Annotated in this window: 14 protein-coding genes; 9 read left to right on the top strand and 5 right to left on the bottom strand. The window is 42.4% G+C overall.

Annotated elements, in window-relative coordinates:
- Positions 1–2 precede the first annotated feature (2 nt).
- From AYW75_RS06410 to lnt, 4 genes are read left to right on the top strand one after another with little or no spacing between them, the layout of a single operon-like run.
- Positions 3–1,055 carry a PhoH family protein gene (locus AYW75_RS06410; RefSeq protein WP_067097080.1) on the top strand — a complete coding sequence of 351 codons (1,053 nt, stop codon included), beginning with the start codon at positions 3–5 and terminating at the stop codon, positions 1,053–1,055.
- 2 nt (positions 1,056–1,057) lie between these two features.
- Positions 1,058–1,519 carry an rRNA maturation RNase YbeY gene (gene ybeY / locus AYW75_RS06405; RefSeq protein WP_067097077.1) on the top strand — a complete coding sequence of 154 codons (462 nt, stop codon included), beginning with the start codon at positions 1,058–1,060 and terminating at the stop codon, positions 1,517–1,519.
- An 11-nt stretch (positions 1,520–1,530) separates the two neighbouring features.
- Entirely contained in the window at positions 1,531–2,397 is an 867-nt protein-coding gene (locus AYW75_RS06400) for an HlyC/CorC family transporter (protein WP_067097075.1), read from the top strand.
- Between the two features lie 2 nt (positions 2,398–2,399).
- Complete coding sequence (gene lnt / locus AYW75_RS06395; RefSeq protein ID WP_082856420.1) at positions 2,400–3,953, top strand: apolipoprotein N-acyltransferase; 1,554 nt, start codon at positions 2,400–2,402, stop codon at positions 3,951–3,953.
- A gap of 28 nt (positions 3,954–3,981) precedes the next feature.
- Here the strand turns inward: lnt and AYW75_RS06390 are convergent, their stop codons facing one another.
- Positions 3,982–4,389 carry a hypothetical protein gene (locus AYW75_RS06390; RefSeq protein ID WP_067097072.1) on the bottom strand — a complete coding sequence of 136 codons (408 nt, stop codon included), beginning with the start codon at positions 4,387–4,389 and terminating at the stop codon, positions 3,982–3,984.
- Positions 4,390–4,549: 160 nt separating this feature from the next.
- Here AYW75_RS06390 and leuS point away from each other — a divergent pair, with 160 nt between their 5' ends.
- The 4 genes from leuS (at position 4,550) to AYW75_RS06370 (ending at position 10,721) form a co-directional block, all read left to right on the top strand.
- Positions 4,550–6,997, top strand: coding sequence for a leucine--tRNA ligase (leuS, locus tag AYW75_RS06385; RefSeq protein WP_067097070.1), 2,448 nt, complete (start codon positions 4,550–4,552; stop codon positions 6,995–6,997).
- Between the two features lie 46 nt (positions 6,998–7,043).
- Complete coding sequence (locus AYW75_RS06380; protein ID WP_067097067.1) at positions 7,044–7,553, top strand: LPS-assembly lipoprotein LptE; 510 nt, start codon at positions 7,044–7,046, stop codon at positions 7,551–7,553.
- A gap of 1 nt (position 7,554) precedes the next feature.
- A complete protein-coding gene (gene holA, locus AYW75_RS06375) occupies positions 7,555–8,580 on the top strand; it encodes a DNA polymerase III subunit delta (RefSeq protein ID WP_067097065.1) in 1,026 nt (341 codons plus the stop codon).
- Between the two features lie 125 nt (positions 8,581–8,705).
- Complete coding sequence (locus tag AYW75_RS06370) at positions 8,706–10,721, top strand: methyl-accepting chemotaxis protein (protein WP_067097062.1); 2,016 nt, start codon at positions 8,706–8,708, stop codon at positions 10,719–10,721.
- A gap of 71 nt (positions 10,722–10,792) precedes the next feature.
- Here the strand turns inward: AYW75_RS06370 and AYW75_RS06365 are convergent, their stop codons facing one another.
- The 3 genes from AYW75_RS06365 to AYW75_RS06355 are packed head-to-tail and all read right to left on the bottom strand — an operon-like array spanning position 10,793 to position 15,566.
- Entirely contained in the window at positions 10,793–12,322 is a 1,530-nt protein-coding gene (locus tag AYW75_RS06365) for a SpoVR family protein (protein ID WP_067097059.1), read from the bottom strand.
- Complete coding sequence (locus tag AYW75_RS06360) at positions 12,306–13,595, bottom strand: YeaH/YhbH family protein (RefSeq protein WP_067097056.1); 1,290 nt, start codon at positions 13,593–13,595, stop codon at positions 12,306–12,308. The genes AYW75_RS06365 and AYW75_RS06360 overlap by 17 nt, the downstream gene beginning before the upstream one ends.
- Positions 13,596–13,643: 48 nt before the next feature.
- Positions 13,644–15,566 (bottom strand): PrkA family serine protein kinase, encoded by a 1,923-nt coding sequence (locus AYW75_RS06355; protein WP_067097053.1) that lies wholly within the window; start codon positions 15,564–15,566, stop codon positions 13,644–13,646.
- A gap of 516 nt (positions 15,567–16,082) precedes the next feature.
- On the opposite strand from AYW75_RS06355, the gene AYW75_RS06350 reads away from it, so the two are divergent.
- The gene (locus tag AYW75_RS06350) at positions 16,083–18,704 is read left to right on the top strand and encodes a cyclic nucleotide-binding domain-containing protein (protein ID WP_067097051.1); all 2,622 of its coding nucleotides are present in this window, start codon (positions 16,083–16,085) and stop codon (positions 18,702–18,704) included.
- Between the two features lie 82 nt (positions 18,705–18,786).
- Here AYW75_RS06350 and AYW75_RS06345 read toward each other — a convergent pair whose 3' ends face one another.
- On the bottom strand, positions 18,787–21,408 hold the full coding sequence (locus AYW75_RS06345) for a bifunctional diguanylate cyclase/phosphodiesterase (protein ID WP_067097048.1): 2,622 nt from the start codon (positions 21,406–21,408) through the stop codon (positions 18,787–18,789).
- Between the last annotated feature and the right edge of the window lie 137 nt (positions 21,409–21,545).

The following is a 21,545-nucleotide window of genomic DNA, read 5'->3' as shown; positions in this document are numbered from 1 at the left end:
TTTTGGACACAACATCTGTAACATCACAACAAATTCGCTTGGAGCCTTCTGAGGCTCCAGCTCTTGCCGCTTTATGCGGTCAATTTGATGATCATTTAAAACAGATTGAGCAGCGCCTAGGTGTGACAATTTCTCGTCGTGGTGAGCTGTTTGAAATTTCTGGCGAAGACAGTGATCGTGTCGCTGCAACCAAAATGTTGCTGCAAAGCATTTACCGCGAAGCTTTAGCGCAAAAAGAGATCACCAAAGAAACGATTCATCTATACCTTCAAGAATCTGCCATTGAAGCGCTCTCAAAAGGTAAATCAGAAAGCGGTCAAGTTGTTATTAAAACCCGCAAGGCATTCATAAAACCAAAAGGCAAAAACCAACAAGGCTATGTTCAAGAGATCCGTAAAAATGATATCAATTTTGGCATTGGTCCTGCGGGTACTGGTAAAACCTACCTAGCGGTTGCCTGTGCTGTAGAAGCATTGGAAGCGGATCGAGTCGAACGCATCATGCTGGTTCGTCCTGCCGTAGAGGCTGGTGAAAAGCTTGGTTTTTTACCCGGTGACTTATCGCAAAAAATCGACCCTTATCTGCGCCCTCTTTACGATGCGCTATATGAAATGCTGGGATTTGAGTTGGTGGATAAGTTAATTGAAAAAAACGTTATCGAAATCGCACCATTGGCATTTATGCGTGGCCGCACTCTGAACAATTCTTTCATTATCTTAGATGAAAGTCAGAACACTACTCGCGAACAGATGAAGATGTTCTTAACCCGTATTGGTTTTGGTTCTACTGCGGTCATCACAGGCGATAGAACTCAGGTTGACTTACCGCGCGGCACTAACTCAGGCCTCGCGCACGCTCTACATGTGTTAGACAATGTGAAAGGCATCAGCATGACTCACTTTGACTCCTCTGACGTCGTTCGTCATCCATTGGTTCAACGCATCGTTGAAGCGTACGATAAATTCGATGAGGAAGCCGAAGCTGAGCGCAAAGAGAAAGAAGCTCAACATCGTGCCGAACGAGAAGCGCAACAGCAAAATGAGCAAGGTCAATAGTCGTGTCAGAATTCTATCTTGATTTGCAAACAGCAACAGAACAAGAGCAAGGCCTCCCCAGCGAAGATGATTTTCAACGCTGGGCAATCGCTGCTCTGCCTGAGAATGGTGAGTTTGAAATGACCATTCGCTTAGTTGATGAAGCGGAAAGTCACGAGTTAAACTCTGAATACCGTGGAAAAGACAGTGCTACTAACGTATTGTCTTTTCCATTTGAAGTACCAGAAGGTATTGAACTGCCCCTATTAGGAGATTTGGTGATTTGCCGCCAAGTAGTTGAACGTGAGGCAGAACAGCAACAAAAGCCACTACTGCACCATTGGGCGCATATGGTTGTTCACGGCGTATTGCATTTGCGCGGTTATGATCATATAAAAGACAATGAAGCAGAGGAAATGGAAGCTCTCGAAACACAAATTCTTGCAGCGCTTTCTATTCCTGACCCTTATATAGATAACGAGTGAGTTTCACCACTATGAGCGAAGACCGATCGGGAAGTTCTAACGATCAGCAGAAATCTTGGTTTGAGCGTTTGGCACAAGCCTTCCATGACGAGCCGCGTAGTCGTCAAGACATCATCGAACTGCTACAAACAGCAGTAAAATCTGAAGTTATTGACCGCGATGCCTTCAGTATTGCTGAAGGAGCTCTGGCTGTTTCCGAAGTGCAGGCACGCGACATTATGATCCCACCGTCTCAAATGGTGGTTATCAAGTCTGAAGATGACCCTAAAACCTCCATTCGAAAAGTGATTGACTCGTCTCACTCTCGCTTTCCTGTCGTGGGAGAAGACTCGGATGAGATTCTTGGTGTCTTGCTCGCAAAAGATCTACTGCCTTTGTTGTTTAAAGATGGTGATATTACCATCGAAGACATCTTGGATCGCTTACGTCCAGCGAACTTTATCCCTGAAAGCAAACGCCTAAACGTACTACTTAATGAGTTTCGTACTAAGCGTTACCATATGGCCATTGTTCTAGACGAGTATGGCAGTGTGTCAGGATTAGTCACCATTGAAGACGTACTTGAGCAGATTGTCGGTGAGATTGAAGACGAAACCGACCGTTTAGAGAATGAAGACATTCAATTAACTGCCGAAGAAGGCGTCTTCTCAGTTCCGGCGCTAGTCTCTGTTGAAGATTTCAACGAATATTTTAACTCTAGCATTAGTGAAGAAGAATTTGACACTATTGGTGGCATTATCGTGCAGCAGTTTGGGCATGTACCATCACGTGGAGAAGAACTAGCCTTTGAAAACTTTCACTTCAAAGTGGTTAAATCCGATGGGCGTCGTGTTAAAACCTTGCAAGTCTCAAAAGTCACGGAAGAATCTTCACAGTAATTATGAATATAAACGCCACCTTAACAACGAACGTAACGGGGTGGCGTTTACGCCTCCAAAAATCCTTTTCCAAACACCCTAGAAAACAATCAACCGCCCTATTTTTACTCGGTGCGCTGTCTACACTGAGCTTTGCTCCGTTTTATATTTGGCCAATTTATCTATTTGCGATGAGTTATCTGGCATTCGCATGGCAAGGCGCGCAGAGTAACAGGCAGTCTTTCGCATTTGGCTTATCGTTTGCGCTTGGGCTATTTGGCACAGGGATATCTTGGGTCTACGTCAGCATTGCGAATTTTGGCCAAGTAGGCTTGCCCATCGCCATCGGCATTACGTTAGCATTCATTACTACTGCCTCTTTGTATTGGGGCCTTGCCGGCCTCGCCTACTTCCAAACCATGAAACGCTTACCCAAGGTTTGGGCGATTCCCGTTTTCGTTTCCATGATTATGGTATTTGAATGGTTACGCAGTACTCTTTTTACAGGCTTCCCATGGCTATTACCTGGGTATATTAGTGAACAGAACTGGTTATTCGAATTACTACCTATTGGCGGTATTTGGCTAGTCAGTACAGTAGCCGTATTATCTGCCGCGACCTTTGCCAACGTAATATTTTTAAAACAACATTATCGATTTGCTTCGTTTACTTTGCTCTTATGGGTGATAGCTGGGTACCTTAGTTTCATGCCACCTAGCTATGTCACACGAGAAGATCTACACACAGTCACACTAGTACAAGGCAATATTTCACAAGATGAAAAGTGGTTAGCAGAGAATGCTGCACCTACCTTGTCCTACTATCAACAAGCAACAATCGAAAATATTAACAGTGATATTGTTGTCTGGCCTGAAACTGCGATTACCTATGTACTTCATCAGGTTAAACCCTACTTAAAGCCCTTTTCTGAAGACCTTTCGGAACAAAATACCACTCTAATAACAGGCGTACCCGTTTGGGACGAGCAACGAAATAGCTACTTTAATGGCGTTTGGGCAACAGGTAATGGCTTTGGCCTGTACGAAAAACAAAAACTGGTTCCCTTTGGTGAATACGTTCCATTAGCAAAATGGTTTGGTCCAATCTTCGACTTATTTGGCATGCCTATGTCACAATTTCGCAAAGGCCCAACTAATCAGCCAACACTCCAAGCCGGAGAGTTAAGCATCTCACCGTTTATCTGTTATGAAGTGGTGTACCCAGACTTAGTACGATCGATGGTACGAGACAGCGACATATTGCTGACTATTAGTAACGATGGCTGGTTTGGTGATTCCATTGGTCCATTACAACATTTGCAGATCGCCCAATTTCGAGCAAAAGAATCTGGCCGCTATATGATTCGCGCCACCAACACTGGCGTCAGCGCCATTATTAATGAACAGGGGCAGATTACCAGCCAGTTACCACAGTTTGTTCGTGCGACACTAACCAGTGAAATATATACCGTTTCAGGTAATACACCGTATATCATGCACGGTAATCTTAGCCTTTTCGGATTGCTGCTTCTTCTATTTGGCTTAGTACTTTTACCTTGTCGCCGCTCCCAAACCTGATGGCTGAGAGCATGCGAATAGACAGATATTACTCACCTTGGAAATATAAAAGACCATAATGACAGACTTCACAAGGGTTCAAAGGGCCGCCCTGATGGCTATTTTCATGGCCGCAGTCCATACATATATATCGGCCTGCACGTACACCTTGGCCAACGACCGAGCATTTCTCTAAAGGCACGGGGTTGTTATTGGCATGATTAATCAGCCATAGCAAAGCAATGTCTTCTTTTTTATCTAAGTCCACAGCCAGCCCTTCACCCTCATCTTTGACTAAGTGCCAATTAGCATCCACCCACGCTTCGGTGTAGCCCATTTGGTCATGCCAATAGGCTTTCATTAATTCAACATCCTCCAAAAACCAATTCTTGGCCCCCTCAAGGGTTTTTTTCGCTTCTTCGACCAAATCTAGGTCTTGATCAGTATCTTTTTTCATAGATTGTACAACTCCATCGTTATGCGCCTTCTATTGTGCGCCCCATCTATATAAAATAGCGGATATTTCATTTTTATGTTGGCGAAACTCGCTTCAAAGCGATGTACAGTATAATCGTCGCCAAACAAACTTAACGCCTATTACGGGATGATCAAAGCACATGCAAGAACAATATAGTCCGCAGCAGATTGAAGCTGCTGCACAACGCTATTGGGACGAAAACAAAGTATTTAAAGCAGTAGCCGATAACACCAAAGAAAAGTACTACTGCCTATCCATGTTCCCTTACCCAAGTGGCCGTCTCCACATGGGTCACGTGCGTAACTATACCATCGGTGATGTGATTTCCCGCTATCAGCGTATGCTGGGTAAAAACGTAATGCAACCAATGGGTTGGGACGCATTCGGCATGCCGGCAGAAAACGCAGCAATCAAAAACAAAACAGCTCCTGCCAAGTGGACCGATGAAAACATCGCCTACATGAAAGGCCAGCTACAAAAGCTTGGTTTTGGCTATGACTGGGACCGCGAAATTGCCACGTGCAAACCAGAATACTATAAGTGGGAACAATGGTTCTTCACTCAGTTGGTTGAAAAAGGTCTAGCATACAAAAAAACCTCTGCTGTTAACTGGTGTCCAGAAGACCAAACCGTACTGGCTAACGAGCAAGTTGAAGACGGTGGTTGTTGGCGCTGTGGCACACAAGTTGTGCGCAAACACATTCCACAATGGTTCATTAAAATCACCGACTATGCAGAAGAGCTACTAAACGACCTAGATCAACTAGACGGCTGGCCTGAAAAAGTAAAAGCCATGCAGCGCAACTGGATTGGTCGTTCTGAAGGCCTTGAATTTAGCTTCGGTGTCGAAGGCAAAGGCGAGCGCCTATCCGTTTACACGACACGTCCAGACACTATCATGGGGGTGACGTATGTTGCTGTAGCAGCGACACACCCTCTTGCACTTGAAGCGGCAGAAACCAATGCTGACCTTGCGGCATTTGTTGACGAGAGCAAAAATACGTCTACCACTGAAGCAGACCTTGCAACGGTTGAGAAAAAAGGCATGGATACTGGCTTCAAAGCTATCCACCCTGTTACCGGTGAAGCCGTACCAGTCTTTGCAGCAAACTTTGTTTTGATGGATTACGGTTCAGGTGCCGTTATGTCGGTACCAGCCCACGACCAACGTGACTTTGAGTTTGCCGAAAAGTACGGTCTACCCGTTAAGCAAGTTATTCAACCGGCTAACGACGAAGCCATTGACCTCAGCGCCGCTGCTTTCACTGAAAAAGGTATTCTGTGCAATTCCGGCGAATTTGACGGGTTAGAGTTTGCTGCGGCATTTGATGCGATTTCGGCGTTCATGACTGAAAAAGGCATTGGTGAGCGTAAAGTTAACTACCGTCTACGTGACTGGGGGGTTAGCCGTCAACGTTACTGGGGAACGCCTATCCCGACGATCAACCTTGCAGACGGCTCAGTTGTCACAACACCACACGACCAGTTACCCGTTGAACTGCCAACAGATGTTGTTATGGATGGTGTGAACTCACCTATCAAGAACAATCCTGAGTTCTCTGCAACAACATACAACGGTCAGCCTGCTGAGCGCGAAACAGATACATTTGACACCTTTATGGAATCTTCTTGGTACTTCGCGCGTTACTGCTGTCCAGATTCTGATGATGCCATGCTAACTGAAGAAGCAAACTACTGGCTTCCAGTTGACCAATACATCGGTGGTGTTGAACACGCTATCTTGCATCTATTGTACGCACGCTTCTTCCATAAATTGCTGCGTGATGCAGGCTTGGTAACCTCTGACGAACCCTTCAAGCGTCTACTAACGCAAGGTATGGTAAACAAAGACGGTACTAAGATGTCGAAATCTAAGGGCAACACAGTTGACCCTCAAGAGATGATTGAAAAATATGGTGCCGACACCGTTCGCCTGTTCATCATGTTCACTGCGCCACCAGAGCAATCTCTAGAGTGGAACGATGCTGGCGTAGACGGAGCATCTCGTTTCCTACGTCGCCTATGGGCACTTGCTTACCGTCATAACAATGCTGGCACACCGGGCAAACTGGATGTTGAAGCATTGAATGGCGACCAGAAAGCTCTGCGCCGTAAAACGCACGAAACCATTAGTAAAGTAAGCGATGATATTGAGCGCCGCCAAACCTTCAATACGGCAATCGCCGCAGTAATGGAACTTTGTAATGAGGTGAGCAAGTTCGAAGATCAATCTGAGCTTGGCCTTGCAGTAGAACGTGAAGCACTTGAAGCAGCGACGCTTCTACTTGCACCGATCGTACCTCATATTTCACACCAGCTTTGGAGTGAACTCGGTTACGAAGGTAACGTGGTAGATGCTGGCTGGCCTTCAGTCGATGAAGCCGCATTAATTAAAGATGAACTGACTATCGTAGTCCAAGTATTGGGTAAGAAGCGTGCTGAAATTACGGTTTCTGCTAACGCAGACAGTAAAGATGTCGAAGCTCAAGCCCTTGCTAACCCTAACGTTCAGAAATTTATCGACGGTAAAACCGTCCGTAAAGTAATTGTTGTACCGGGACGCTTGGTAAACATCGTCGCAAACTAAGTGACTCAAGGGGTGGCTTAGGCCATCCCTTTTTTATGGGAATTATATGTCTTTGCAACTCCGCTCACTTTGGTTCATTCCAATACTCGTTGTAACTCTGCTGTTGCCTGCATGTGGTTTTCAACTACGTGGCGAACTTAATGTCCCTGCGCAACTGCAAACCTTAGTTGTATCACTAAGTGATCATTCTCAAGACTTCAACCGAGATTTACGTATTGCTTTGGCACAAGCAGGTATCGAGACCATTGATGCCGAACCTAGCGCTAATTTATACGAATTGAAAGTCAATCCATTGAACACCGAAGACACCGTCATGGCTCGCGCCACAGATAATGACATCACCCAAGTCCAACGAAGAATCATTGCAACTTACTTCATTCGCAATGAAACAGGTAAAGCCCTATGGGGTCCTCGTACAGTCAGTACGTCTATCATGTTGAATAACCAAGATGCGGAACAAAGTATTAAGGCCGCTTACAATGCCGAACAAATGCAACGCGTCAGCAGTCAGCTTGCCGAAGAACTGGTATACGACTTAAATTACGCGCCGTTCTAATATGAAAATTCGTCCTGATCAGCTTAACCAGTCTTTAGAAAAAGGGCTGCAGCCTATTTATATTATCTCGGGTGACGAAGTATTACTGTGCCAAGAGGCCTGTGACAGCGTACGTCTGTATGCAACACAACACGGCATAGAAGAGCGCCTAAGATTCGTCGCAGACGCCCAGTTTGACTGGCAAGATGTGATCAATGAAATGCAGGCTTTATCTTTGTTCTCCACAAGACGTTTGTTTGATATCCAAATTGATAAAATGTCTGAAAAGCACAGCAAAGCGCTTGCTCAAGTTGCTCAACACATGAATCTCGATAATATGGTTCTGCTGTCATTACCGAAGGTCGACGCCAAAACTCAAAAAACCAAATGGTTTAGCTCACTGGAGCAAGCTGGGACTTTCGTTCAAGTTTGGCCAATTGATGCCAGCCGATTGCCTACTTGGGTACAGCAACGCGCTAAATCTTTGAACTTACAATTAGACAAAGAAGCGGCTGCCATACTATGCGAACGCGGTGAAGGTAACCTATTAGCACTTTCGCAAGAGCTGGAAAAACTACTCTTGAGCCATGGACCAGGTGCTCAATTATCGCAGCAGACCATTGCCGAAAGTGTGGCCGATTCCAGTCGGTATTCCATCTATGATCTGAGTGATCGTTTGTTAACAGGCAAGCTAAAAGAAGCGCTTCACTGCCTTAACCAGCTGCGTGCCGAAGGCGTGGAAGACAGCATTATGCTTTGGCTTTTTAATCGTGAACTGACCACTTTGGCGCAGCTTGGCCATTTAGCTCAGCAAAAAGGGCTACGTGCTGCCTGCCAGCAATTACGCATATGGGACAAGAGAGTCCCCATTTATGAAAGCGCAAATCAAAGGCTAGCTCTTAATAGTTTAGCTTACATGCAGCGTTATATCGCGCTTTTAGATCAAAGCATTAAAGGGCTAGATGGGCCGGACATAGAGTTAGGCTTTCGAAATTTAACACTGATGTTTTGCGGTATTAAGCCAGTTGCAACCGAGCTAGACGTCTAACCCTCATTCAGTTATGTCATTGACGCGTATCAAAAAGCCACCTAAATTTACATAAACACAATAGGTTTACATTTTAGAGAAGCATACACTGAAACCAAAGTAACGCTTATATTAGGAAATAACACATGGCTTGGTTTAAACGCGAAAAACTCTCTGAACAAGGGCAATCAAAAAGCGAATTTTCTAATGTGGTACAGCTTAACTCAGGAAAAATATCTTCGGAGTCACTGGCTCCTTTGTCTTTTAAGCATGCCGAAACACGTTTGATTCTTGCCTATATATCACCCAATCTGAATTTTGAATCCACCGTCAATAAAATCAAAAGTTGTGTGCCATTCTGTTCAAAAATCATCGGTATCATGACCGCTGGTGAATTGAACAGTGGTCAAAGTAATATGTATCAGCAAGCAAATGGCCAGTGGGATAACATTGTATTACAAAGCTTTAGTAGCGATCTTTTTGACGAAGTAAGCATTCAGTCTATTCCTCTGCACTGTGATGACTTGCGCTCAGGTGATATTAGACTGTCTAAAAAACAACGTATTAAAGCGATTGAAAAGGAGCTTAATCAAGTAAAGCTGCCCTTCCTTGTCCACTTCAACGACACCATCGCCCTCACCTTTATCGACGGTTTATCATCATCAGAAAACTTTTTCATGCAAGCTATGTACGCCACTGGCGAGTTTCCTTGCCATTTCTTAGGTGGCTCTGCTGGGGGGAAGCTCGACTTTCAACAAGCATTAGTTCATGACGGTAAGAAGGTCGCGCACAACTGCGCTGTGGTCGCCTTTGTTAAAATGAAAATAGATACTCGATTTGGAATTCTTAAAACCCATAATTTCGAGTCGACTAATGAATCGTTTGTCATTGCTGAAGCCGATGCGATGCGACGTAATGTCAGCAGTGTTATTTCTAAAAAAACAGGCAAAGTGATCAATATCATTGATCACTTGTGTCACTACTTTCACTGCCAGCCTTCTGACTTAGAAAGCAAGCTAAAGGGGCACACTTTTGCAGTTAACATTCGCAATGAGCTATTTATTCGTTCAGTGGCTGCAATAGACACCAGTGCAGGACTGATTCACTTCTTCTGTGATCTCGATTTTGGTGACGAGCTCGTTTTAGTGAAAGCAAAAGACTTTGCTGGCAGTACCGAACGCGCATTTCAAGACTTTATGAAAGATAAGCCATCCAAGCCTGTGGCTATGATTGCCAATGACTGTATTTTGCGTCGTCTTAACAACCCAAACGATCTCAACAAAGTCACCAGTTTCAAAGACATCAAAGCCGCTGGTTACTCAACTTTCGGGGAAATTCTAGGCATACACATGAACCAAACCCTTACTGGGTTGTTCTTTTTTAAAGTCAGTCAAGGGGATCGCTTTAAAGACTACTTTGTTGATAAGTTCCCAGTGCACTATGCGAATTTCCGTGAATACTTCCTATTGACCCAGCTTAATAGCAGCCGGCAACTGAATAAACTTCAAGAAAACCTTATTCATCATTTATCTGAGTATCGTCCGCTACTACAAGAAGTAACGGGCAGTTTTGAGCGGGTGACAAATTACTCAAATTCAACACAAAATGTCGTGACTGACGTAACCTCTGAATTTTCACAGTTTAGTCAAGCCATTCAAGCGCAAGAGAAAGACCGTACTGAAATGGTCTCTAATGTAAAAGAATTAAAAGAAAATGCTGAACGTGTTCTGAGTATTTTAAAAGTTATTTCAGGTATTGCTGACCAAACTAACTTACTTGCTCTCAATGCTGCAATTGAAGCGGCAAGAGCAGGTGAAGCTGGTCGAGGTTTTGCCGTTGTCGCAGATGAAGTTCGCCAGCTGTCACAAAACACGCAAAAAAGCTTAGACCAAACCGGCGAAACGATTCATGCAGTGGACAGCTCAGTTGGCTCCATTGAGCTTAGCATAGACAAAATTGATTCATTTATGGGTAAATTGTTGGAAAGTACGACAACTCTTTCGAATCAAATCAGTAGCCTGAGTGAAATGTCTGAAATGGCTACTCAAGATGTACAAAGCAGTATTTCTTCTATTGTAGGGATGAATCATCGTGTCGAAGAGATCGATAACGAGGTAGAAATGATTGAACGCTTAAAAACTAGCAACAAGCTCGATATCTAAACTTTCAATGCATTTTAAACAGTATTCGCAAGGGCTACCAATAGATAGCCCTTTTTGCGCTCTATGACTAGCTAGGAGCTAGTTTCTTCAGGGTTAATTTGACTGGTATAGGTTTGTTCTAGCTGATCGCCATCCCAAGACTCTAATCGCACATCAAAACCCCATAAACGCTTGAAATGCTTCACTACTTCAATTGTATCCTCATTAAGCGGGCGCCCATGGTCCATTGTGTGCTTTAGCATTAAGCTCCGATCACCGTAGATATCAACTCTCTGCACTTGAATATTTGGCTCTCGATGACTGAGGTTGTATTGTTGCGCTAAACGTTGACGCAAGCCTTGATAGCCACTGCTGTTATGAATCTCTTTGACCTCAACATAAGGATCTAAGACGTCATTTTCTACGCCAAAGAAATGAAAGTCTCGCATCACTTTAGGAGATAAAAACTGCAGAATAAAGCTCTCATCTTTGAAGTTTCGCATAGCAAAATCCAACACCTCAATCCATGGTCTGCCGACGATATCAGGAAACCATTCCCGATCCTCTTCAGTGGGAGCTTCACACATCCGCTTAATATCCGTGTAAATAGCAAAACCAAGCGCGTATGGATTAATGCCTGAATAGTAAGGCGAATCAAAGCTTGGCTGGCTCACCACATTCGTATGGGATTGCAGAAACTCTAAAATAAAGCCCTCTTCAACTTTACCTCGATTATACAATTCATTCATGAGCGTATAATGCCAAAAAGAAGCCCACCCCTCATTCATCACTTGAGTTTGCCTTTGAGGGTAAAAGTATTGTGCCATTTTACGCACAATACGGATAATTTCTCGCTGCCAGGGTTTTAGTAATGGCGCATTTTTCTCAAGAAAATACAGCAGGTTTTCTTGTGGTTCGCTGGGGAACACAAACTCTTTTCTATGCTGGTGCTCTGATTTTTCCAGAATCGGAATAGTTCGCCACAAGTCATTAACTTGCTGCTGCAAAATATGTTCTCGCTCATCTTGACGGGCTTTTTCCTCAACCATCGATATCGGAACGGGCCGCTTATAACGATCAACGCCAAAATTCATTAGTGCATGACATGAATCTAACGTCAATTCAACTTCTTCAATGCCATACTTTTCTTCGCACTCAAGGATGTATTTTTTAGCAAACACAAGGTAATCAATAATGGCCGTTGCATCCGTCCATGTTTCAAATAAATAGTTACCTTTAAAAAAGGAGTTGTGACCATAACAAGCATGGGCGATGACTAAGGCCTGCATCATCATGTTGTTCTCTTCCATAAGATAGGCAATACAGGGAGAGGAGTTAATAACAATCTCATAAGCCAAGCCCATGCGGCCACGCTTGTAGTTTTGTTCGGTTTGCAAAAATTGCTTACCGTAGGACCAATGGTGGTATCCGAGTGGCATACCTACCGATGCATAGGCATCCATCATTTGTTCAGAACTGATGATTTCGATTTGATTTGGATACGTATCCAAACCAAAATCAGCCGCAATTTTGCTAATTTCTTCGTCGTACTTCTGAATTAATTCAAATGACCAATCAGGCCCTTGAGACAGAAGGTCGGACTCTTTATTGGTTCGACTCATGTTGCCTCCTTTGGAATAGATCTCGGAATACAGGGTAAATATCACCTACCTCTACTATGTTGCGCATAGCAAAACTATCAGGATGATTCGCTTGTACTTGTTCATAGGCATGCCACAGGCTTTGCTGCTCTCTTGGTGTGATCTCTATATAGGTAAAATACTGCACCAGATCAACAATGCTATCTTCCATAATTTTTCGGCAAATACGTGAATCGTCGTCCCAGTTATCCCCGTCGGAAGCTTGGGCTGCGTATATGTTCCATTGATCAGGCGAATAACGATCTTTGACGATCTTTTCCATCAACTTCAATGCACTTGAAACAATAGTTCCGCCAGTTTCTCGAGAATAAAAAAACTCTTCTTCAGACACCTCTTTAGCACTGGTGTGATGACGTATAAACACCACATCAATCTTTTCATAATTTCTAGTTAGGAACAGATACAGAAGGATAAAAAATCGCTTAGCGACATTTTTGGTTTCTTGCGTCATGGAACCTGAAACATCCATGATGCAAAACATCACTGCTTTTGTACTAGGAAGAGACTCTTTTACATGATGGTTATAACGCAAGTCGTAGGTGTCTAAAAAAGGCGTTCGCTCAATTTTTTGTTTCAATAATGTAATTTGCTCATCTAGCCATGCTAGCTTCGCCTTTTCTTCAGGCGCGGAATCACTCGCTAAGATGGCATCACGCTCGGCTTCCACTTCGGCTAACTTCTTACGTGAGCCACTACTCATGACCATACGGCGAGCGTATGCATTGCGCATTGAACGCACGATATTAAGCTTTGAGGGCGTCCCTTCAGACACCACGCCAGCATGTTTTAGACTAAACTCTTTAATTTCTTTGAGGTTCTTACGTACCAAATTTGGCAGAGCTAAATCTTCAAACACAAAATTGAGAAACTCTTCTTGAGAGATTTGAAAAACGAAATCGTCTTCCCCCTCACCTTGATTTGATGCGTCACCTTGACCAGAGCCTTGACCGCCACCACCCTCAGGTTTGGGTATTCGGTCTCCAGTTGCAAACTCTTTGTTACCTGGATGAACTATAGAGCCTATTCCTCCTTCCCCATGACCAAAGTGCGGCTCATGAATATCACGCTTAGGTATCGTGATTTGTTCACCACGATCTAAGTCTTGTATGCTGCGCTGATTTACCGCTTCTTCTACTGCTTTACGAATGTGCTCACGATAGCGGCGCAAAAAGCGTTGACGGTTAACGCTACTCTTGTGCTTCCCATTCAGGCGGCGGTCAATTATATAAGACATGCTCGCACCTCCACTCTCAATCTAGTTTAGGTAACAGCTCAATTCTACCTACTGAGATTTGCGCACACGTAGATACCATTCAGACAATAAACGCACTTGTTTTTCTGTGTAGCCGCGCTCAACCATTCGCTTAACGAATTCATTATGCTTACGTTGATCCTCTGTCGAAGACTTGGCACTAAAAGAAATGACCGGTAACAAATCTTCAGTATTGGAGAACATCTTGCGCTCTATTACGACACGTAGTTTTTCGTAGCTCAGCCAACTAGGGTTTTGACCGCTATTGTTAGCCCGTGCGCGTAAGACAAAATTCACAACTTCATTCCGGAAATCTTTTGGATTACTGATGCCGGCTGGTTTTTCAATTTTTTCCAGTTCATCGTTAATTGCTGAGCGGTCTAAGATATCGCCCGTTTCAGGATCTCGATATTCCTGATCTTGGATCCAAAAATCTGCATAGGTAACATATCGATCAAATATGTTTTGTCCGTATTCTGAATAGGATTCTAAATATGCAGTTTGAATTTCTTTACCAATGAATTCAATATAACGGGGCGCGATAAATTCTTTTAGCGCTCGTAAGTATCGATCATGGCGCTCTTGATCAAACTGCTCTTGTTCTATTTGCTGTTCTAATACATACATTAAATGTACTGGGTTAGCCGCCACTTCCGTTGGATCAAAGTTGAACACTCGGGAAAGAATTTTAAACGCAAAACGTGTCGATAGACCGTCCATGCCTTCATTTACACCCGCTGCATCTTTATACTCTTGGAGCGATTTAGCTTTAGGGTCAACGTCTTTGAGTGATTCACCATCATAAATGCGCATTTTGGAGAAGATACTGGAATTTTCAGGCTCTTTGACACGAGATAATACTGAAAACTGAGCCAGCATTTTTAAGGTATCTGGTGCACATGGGGCATGATTTAAAGAAGAGTGCTCAAGTAACTTCTGATAGATACTCATCTCTTCTGTTACACGTAAGCAATAAGGCACTTTGACGGTATAAACACGGTCAATGAAAGCTTCATTAGTTTTATTATTCTTAAATGCTTGCCACTCTGACTCATTTGAATGGGCTAAGATAATGCCATCAAAAGGAATCCCCCCAAGCCCTTCAGTACCGTTGTAGTTGCCTTCTTGGGTTGCAGTCAGTAATGGATGCAAGACCTTAATTGGCGCTTTGAACATCTCAACAAATTCCATGATGCCACGGTTACCACGACATAGGCCGCCGGAATAACTGTAAGCATCGGCATCACTTTGTTCAAAGAATTCAAGCTTACGAATATCGACTTTACCAACTAACGCTGAGATATCTTGGTTGTTCTCATCGCCAGGTTCTGTTTTAGAGATAGCAATTTGTTTGATTGCTGAAGGATAGATTTTTACGACTCTGAATTTCTGAATGTCACCATTAAACTCCCTTAAACGTTTCGCAGCCCAAGGTGACATAGCACTTTTCAAATAACGATTCGGGATACCATATTCTTCTCGCAAAATTTCACCATCTTCGTTTACATCAAATAACGACAGAGGTGACTCAAAAACTGGAGAATCTTTAATGGCGTAAAATGGAACAGACTGCATCAGTTCTTTTAGTTTTTCAGCTAAAGAAGATTTACCGCCGCCCACCGGGCCCAATAAGTACAGCACTTGTTTGGACTCCTCTAACCCTTGGGCTGCATGCTTTAAAAACGCGACAATTTTTTCAATGGAATCCTCCATTCCATAGAAGTGTTCAAATGTTGGATAGCGTTTAATTAACTTGTTAGAAAATATTCTACTGCTTCTAGAGTCTTTCGATGTATCAATAATTTCTGGCTCCCCAATAGCCATCAATAAACGCTCAGGAGCAGATGCGTAAGCAGCAGGGTTGTTTTTACACAGAGTTAGGTATTCGTCTAGTGACAGTTCTTCTTCTTTTTGAGCATCAAAACGAGATTGGACATGATCAAAAATACTCATCGCGTTATCCCCTTATATACAGTCAGTGGGCGCACACAAGTCATAACGGCTACCCAATACAATCAGCAAAGCGGTCATGAAAAGAGCCGCTAAATAGTCTCTGATGATATTTAAGGTTTAGCATAGTCTGGCGACTACTCAAGTAAGATGTCGGCTGTTTTACAAAAATAAATCTTTGGTAAAACAAAGTGATAAAACTTTAACTTTCTGATAAATAAGCGTTTCAAAGTGGAGATCATAATTAGCTATTGCATTCTCTTAGATATCAAGAAAATGTACACCATGAAGCTTCTTCCCTTCCCAAAAGCTCAACCTTTGTAGTAATTTAACGAAAATAAAGTAGCAATCAGAAATACTTAAGCTGTCCTTCTTCATAATAAAAGGAACAGATTTTGCATCTTTAAAAGACAGTTTAAATCTTTATGTACGGCGACCATCATTCTCTCTGTCACAATTATTAGTCAATATGTTCGTCAGAAATTTTCAACACCAACAAGTCGTCATCAAGGTGGTTTAATGGATTTATCGAACTATGTGAGTGCACTTCCTTTTGCAGAGATGGCCTCAAAAAAAGTCATTCAAACCCTAAATGAGCTTGCCCAATTGAAGGACTTGCATGCCGGAGAAATGCTGGCTCAACAATTTGAAGTTGGACACTCTCTTTATTTTTTAATGTCAGGCGAAATCTCAATTTCCATACCTCTTCAAGAGTCTGGAAAATCCTACCATGTAGGTCTAATCAACCGAGAATTTGCCCCTATTGGTTGGTCTGCATTTCGCCAACCGTCTCGCTATGCAACCAGCTTTCAAGCAACAAAGGCCTGTAAATTACTTAGCTGGCCGATTGTAGAGTTACAAAAAATATTGGATTCTGATGCAGAGTTTGCTGATCACTTTCTAACATTCGTTTACTGCGAATCACTACCTGTTCTAACATCTATTCAGAATCAGACACGACCATTTTTCTCAAATGAATCCTTAGCATTTGAAGAAACGCGACCTTTGATTAATCCAGAATTACAACAGCAATCAATTAAAAAATCTGTTTCTATTTTATCTGACACTGCTTTCTGTGAAGGTTTCACGCAAAATGAGATACATGCGATCGCTAAAAAATCACATATTATATTAGCGCATCAAGGAGATATTCTTTCACAGCAAGATCAACCCGAAGATGGTTTGTATCTGCTCGTTCAAGGTAAAGCCGTTGTCAGCTATCAAACTGAATCTGGAGATATCATCACCACTCGAACCATTTCTCGAGCAGGAACCGTATTAGCGTGGTGTACCAACCATGACGAGCAGCTCAATCGCGCCACGATTATCAGCTCTCGTGATTCAACGGTGCTTTATGTTAGCCGTGATGATCTACTCGAATTGTTTAAACAGACACCCAAGCTAGGTACTAAATATTGGTACCGATTAATATGGTTGATCGGTACTCACCTTGTTTCTGCACGTATGCGTTATTTATCGCAAATAGCTGGAGATGAAGCATTAGCAGTCGACAGTATGATCGAGCAGAATGCGGCTGTATTGCCCGTCAGCTCGCCGCTTTATAAAGTGGGCTCTCTATTGAATAATGCTGTAACGACAGATGAAGCCTTTGGTGTTTTGTACCGCTGTCTTCATTACGGGACACGTATTGAACGAACGGTAGCGGGTATGAGCCTAGATATTCTCAAAGATCTTCAGCGCGAGAATGCCTTCTACAATAAATTGGCTCACATTTACGATAGCGTTAATACTCTCCCAGAAGAACAAAACGATACAGATGTGCGACGCTTTGCGACCGAACAATTCAAGCAAGCCTTCAAACAAGTTCCTTACATAATTAAAGGCATGGAAAATTTACCTAAAAAACAAGGCTGCTTGTTTATTTACAATCATTTACTAGGGTCGAGAAGCACTCAATTAGCAAATGGGTTCCGTTACTCGCTAGATGCTCAGTTCATTAGCTCTATGGTGATTTATAAACAGTACGGAATTGCGGCGCAACGCGTTGTTCGACGTAGCAAAGAGTATGAGTACTGGCGCGATGCTTATTATGAGCGATTTGGGAATATCTTTGTAGATAGCTGGGGCGCGCTGACACCTGGAACAGATGTTTACGAAAAGTTTATTGCTGACGGTCAGGCGACACTGCACTCTGACACGCCTTTGCTTATTTCTCCAGAAGGCAAAAGTTTCGCGACAGATCAGTCACCAGGTGAATTACTGCCTTATGTCTTTGAATTAGCTGGCTCTTTTCCTGAAGATGAAGAGCCTTGGATTGTTCCTATTGCAGTCGCAAACTTCGATAAGCGTGCTGATCATAATATTTACACGGTTGTTATCAAGCCTGCTTTTCGTATTTCAGAGCGAGTCGACATCCATGACAAAGACGCACTGAAACAGTTTTTAGTAGAATACCAAGAAGAGTTTCGTCAAGTGGTCACTGAGGCTCAAGAGCTGGCTAAAGAAATCAAGAAATACCCAGTACTGAGCCGCCGTGAAGGCTGCGTTTCAAACGTAAGCAGCGTTAATCAGATCGACGTGGAGTTTGAATCTGACGTTCGAGAGTTGGAGTTCAGATCCTCTCATCGACGGTTTGAGGAACGCCCTGTAGTTTTTTATGGCAGTTCTACCATTAAGTTTTGGTCTGATTACGATGCACCATTTGATAGCAATGAAACAGTCAATCTGGGCTTTAATGGTGCAACCATTGATGCGTGCGTCTATTACTTTGAGAGAATCATCTTACCTTATCAGCCTCGTTCACTGGTGCTCTATGCTGGTGACAATGATATTGGAAATAAAGACAGCAGTAACAAGGTAATAGATCGATACGTCAGTTTACTCGAAAAAATAGACCGCCACTTACCTAGGATTCCTGTGACCATACTGGGAGTAAAACTTAGTCCCACCCGTTTAGACATGAGCAGTACCGTTGAAAACACCAATAAAATGTTGAAACAGCTGGCACAGACTCGCCCCAATACGCTTTACATAGATACTAATAACGCTATTTTGGACAAACAAGGCAACGTGGATGAAAGTTTATTTGAAGATGACCGACTGCATTTAAATCGCAAAGGATATCAAAAACTCAGCGCTGAACTAGCGCAGTTCAAGACACATATTTTTGATCAAAAATAGTTCTTTACATGGCTCATAGAAAGGACTTGTTGGAGAACCAATACGTCCTTTCTAAAGGCTTATCCGTGATAACATTTGTATTTTATTGGCGATCCATTAGCATAAGTGGTCTTAGATAAACTTGTTCAATATCATGTGCATTTTTAGGCTTCGAGAAGAAGTAGCCCTGTAAATATTTACATCCAAAAGACTGAAGTAAGTCCCACTGTTCTTTGGTTTCAACCCCTTCTGCTACAACATCCATCGACATACTCGCAGCTAATGCAATAATTGCTTTAGCAACATCTCGATCATAGTCATCATTGGTAATGCCATCTATAAAGCTACGGTCAATTTTTAGTGTGCTAGCATTTAGCTTTTTCAAATATCCTAGCGAAGTGTAACCAGATCCAAAATCATCAACAGAGGATTTTACTCCGCAATCACGTAATGTATTTAAAACGACCTTTGCCTTATCAGGATCAGCCATAATAGCGGTTTCCGTAAGCTCAACTTCCAGACAGTCAGAAAAGTATGGGCACTGGTCAAGAACTCCTTTAAACAACTCAACTAAATCTACCCGTGTGACATGAGCAGCTGAGATATTAATCGAGATCTCCAAAAGAGGTAATCCCGCATTACGCCAAATCTCTAATTGCTGAACCACTGCATTTACTACCCAACGATCTAATTCTAAAATCAAATTAGATTCTTCAGCTATACCAATAAAACGATCAGGGTAGACTAGGCCCAAACTAGGATGTTGCCAACGAACCAAAGCTTCCAAGCCATAAACATTACCTGTTACTGCTTCTACTTTTGGCTGAAAGTGCAGTATGAGCTCATTATTTGTAATTGCATCACGTAGCTCTGATTCAAGCTGTACCCGCTCTGGATTCGACCCTTTAAGCAAGGAGCAATCCCAGAAAACATAACACCCTTTACCCATCTTTTTGGCTTGGTACAAAGAAATATCTGCGTAACGCATCGCTGTCACAATATCTTTAGCGTCTGCAGGTAAGTTAACCACTCCGATACTTGCACCAATATAGACTTGCGTTTCAAGAACAATAAATACATCCGATAACTGATTGATAAGGTGTTCAGCTATCTGCTCCTGCTGGCAACGATTTAACTGCCCGGTCAATAGCATGACAAATTCATCGCCACCTTGACGAGCAACCAATGTAGCATTAGGTATAGTAGAAGTAATTCTTTGTCCAACCAAATATAACAACTGATCGCCTGCATGATGGCCTAAGGAGTCGTTCACAAATTTAAAACGATCCAAATCTAGATAAAACAAAGTCATTGGGTGCTTTGAAACACTTGGTTCAGACAGTTTTTGAGCTAAAAACTGTTCAAACTGAAATCGATTTGGCAACGCTGTTTGGGAATCAAAATACGCCATATGATGAAGCTGTTCTTGAGCTTTTTTTGACTCAGTAATATCATTAAAAATAGCAATAAAATTACTAATTTTGCCCTGCTCATCACGTAAAGCTTCTAAAGAAAGCCACAAGGTTTTATCAACTAATTCAGGCGACGTAAAATACACCTCACCAGCCCAACGGTTATGCTCTATTACATGTTTCCAAATATCATTGATCGACATTTCATGTGTCCAAGCAGTCGATAGCCTATCATTAATACGCTCTGCAAAATCCCACTGGTGCAGCTTGAAAATACCACACACTACATCATTGAAATCTAATATAATGCGTTGGCGATCCATCAAAACATTCCCCTGCATGGAGGACTGAAAGAAATGCGCCGAAATCTTTATTAAATGCTCTGAAGTACGTAAGTCAGATATATCTTGCACTACCCCAAGTATATGATCATCGACTCCATTACCTTTGACTTTTAAACGACCACGCATAATTGCGTAATAGTCATGACCGTCTAATGAAAAGCGAACTTCTAATTGAATTGGCGAACCAAGCTTCATACACCTATTAAATTGTTTAATAACGTCTTCTTGACGATTACTATCAATCAAATCAAGGAAATCGTTAAATGCTATTTGGCTATACTCTTTTGACAACCTAAGTAAACCTAATAAATCATCAGAAAAAGTAAATTGCTGAGTATTAAGATCGAATGACCAAGGACCTATTCTGGCAAGCTCGTTAGCACTTTGTAGTTCTTGTTTGAACTCTTCAATCAACCGATTAGACCGTTTTAAGTCAGTAATATCCGACAAGGTCCACAAACGGCCAATCATAATGTTTCCACGCAATCTAGGTTTTACATGATACTTAAGCCAGCGACTATCTTTAAGAAGCAACTCCCCTTCAAATACATCATGATTATCATGACTTTTTTTAAGAAAATTAAGAAAATTACTAGGGTTTTCAATATGATAGGCTAAGTTTTTTAGGAAAGAATTCATGCTAATTTCCCCATCAAAACTCTTGGGAATATTAAGCAATTTGCCTAAGGATTCATTGTAGGTTAGCAAGTCTTGCTCAAAATCCACTAACAGCATTGCTTCTGAAGAAGACAAAAACGTAGTTTCAAATAGCTCAATATGATTTGCGGCAGTATCGTTGCTTTCTATTATGGCATCTGATGCTAAATCCATACTACGCTCAAGAAGCGTGATTTCATTTTCATGCTCTTGAAGTAATTGATCTAATTCTGTAGCAAGCAGTTTTAACTTCCCTGAGCACACTTCTCCTGGAAAGTGCTTATCCAAAAGATCTTTAATTTTTTTATGCATAACTACTATTTAACCATTTATTTCGAATAACAACAGATGACATCAAAAAAACAAGTCAGCCATGCTAAATAATTTTCCCCTTATATACTAATCAAAATAATAAAAAACGATCGTTTAGCAGTTGACTAACACAGTAA

Origin of the sequence: Marinomonas atlantica, assembly GCF_001639725.1 — a bacterium.
In the GTDB taxonomy this organism is placed as follows: Bacteria; Pseudomonadota; Gammaproteobacteria; order Pseudomonadales; family Marinomonadaceae; genus Marinomonas; species Marinomonas atlantica.
This window is presented reverse-complemented; position numbering and strand designations above follow the sequence as displayed.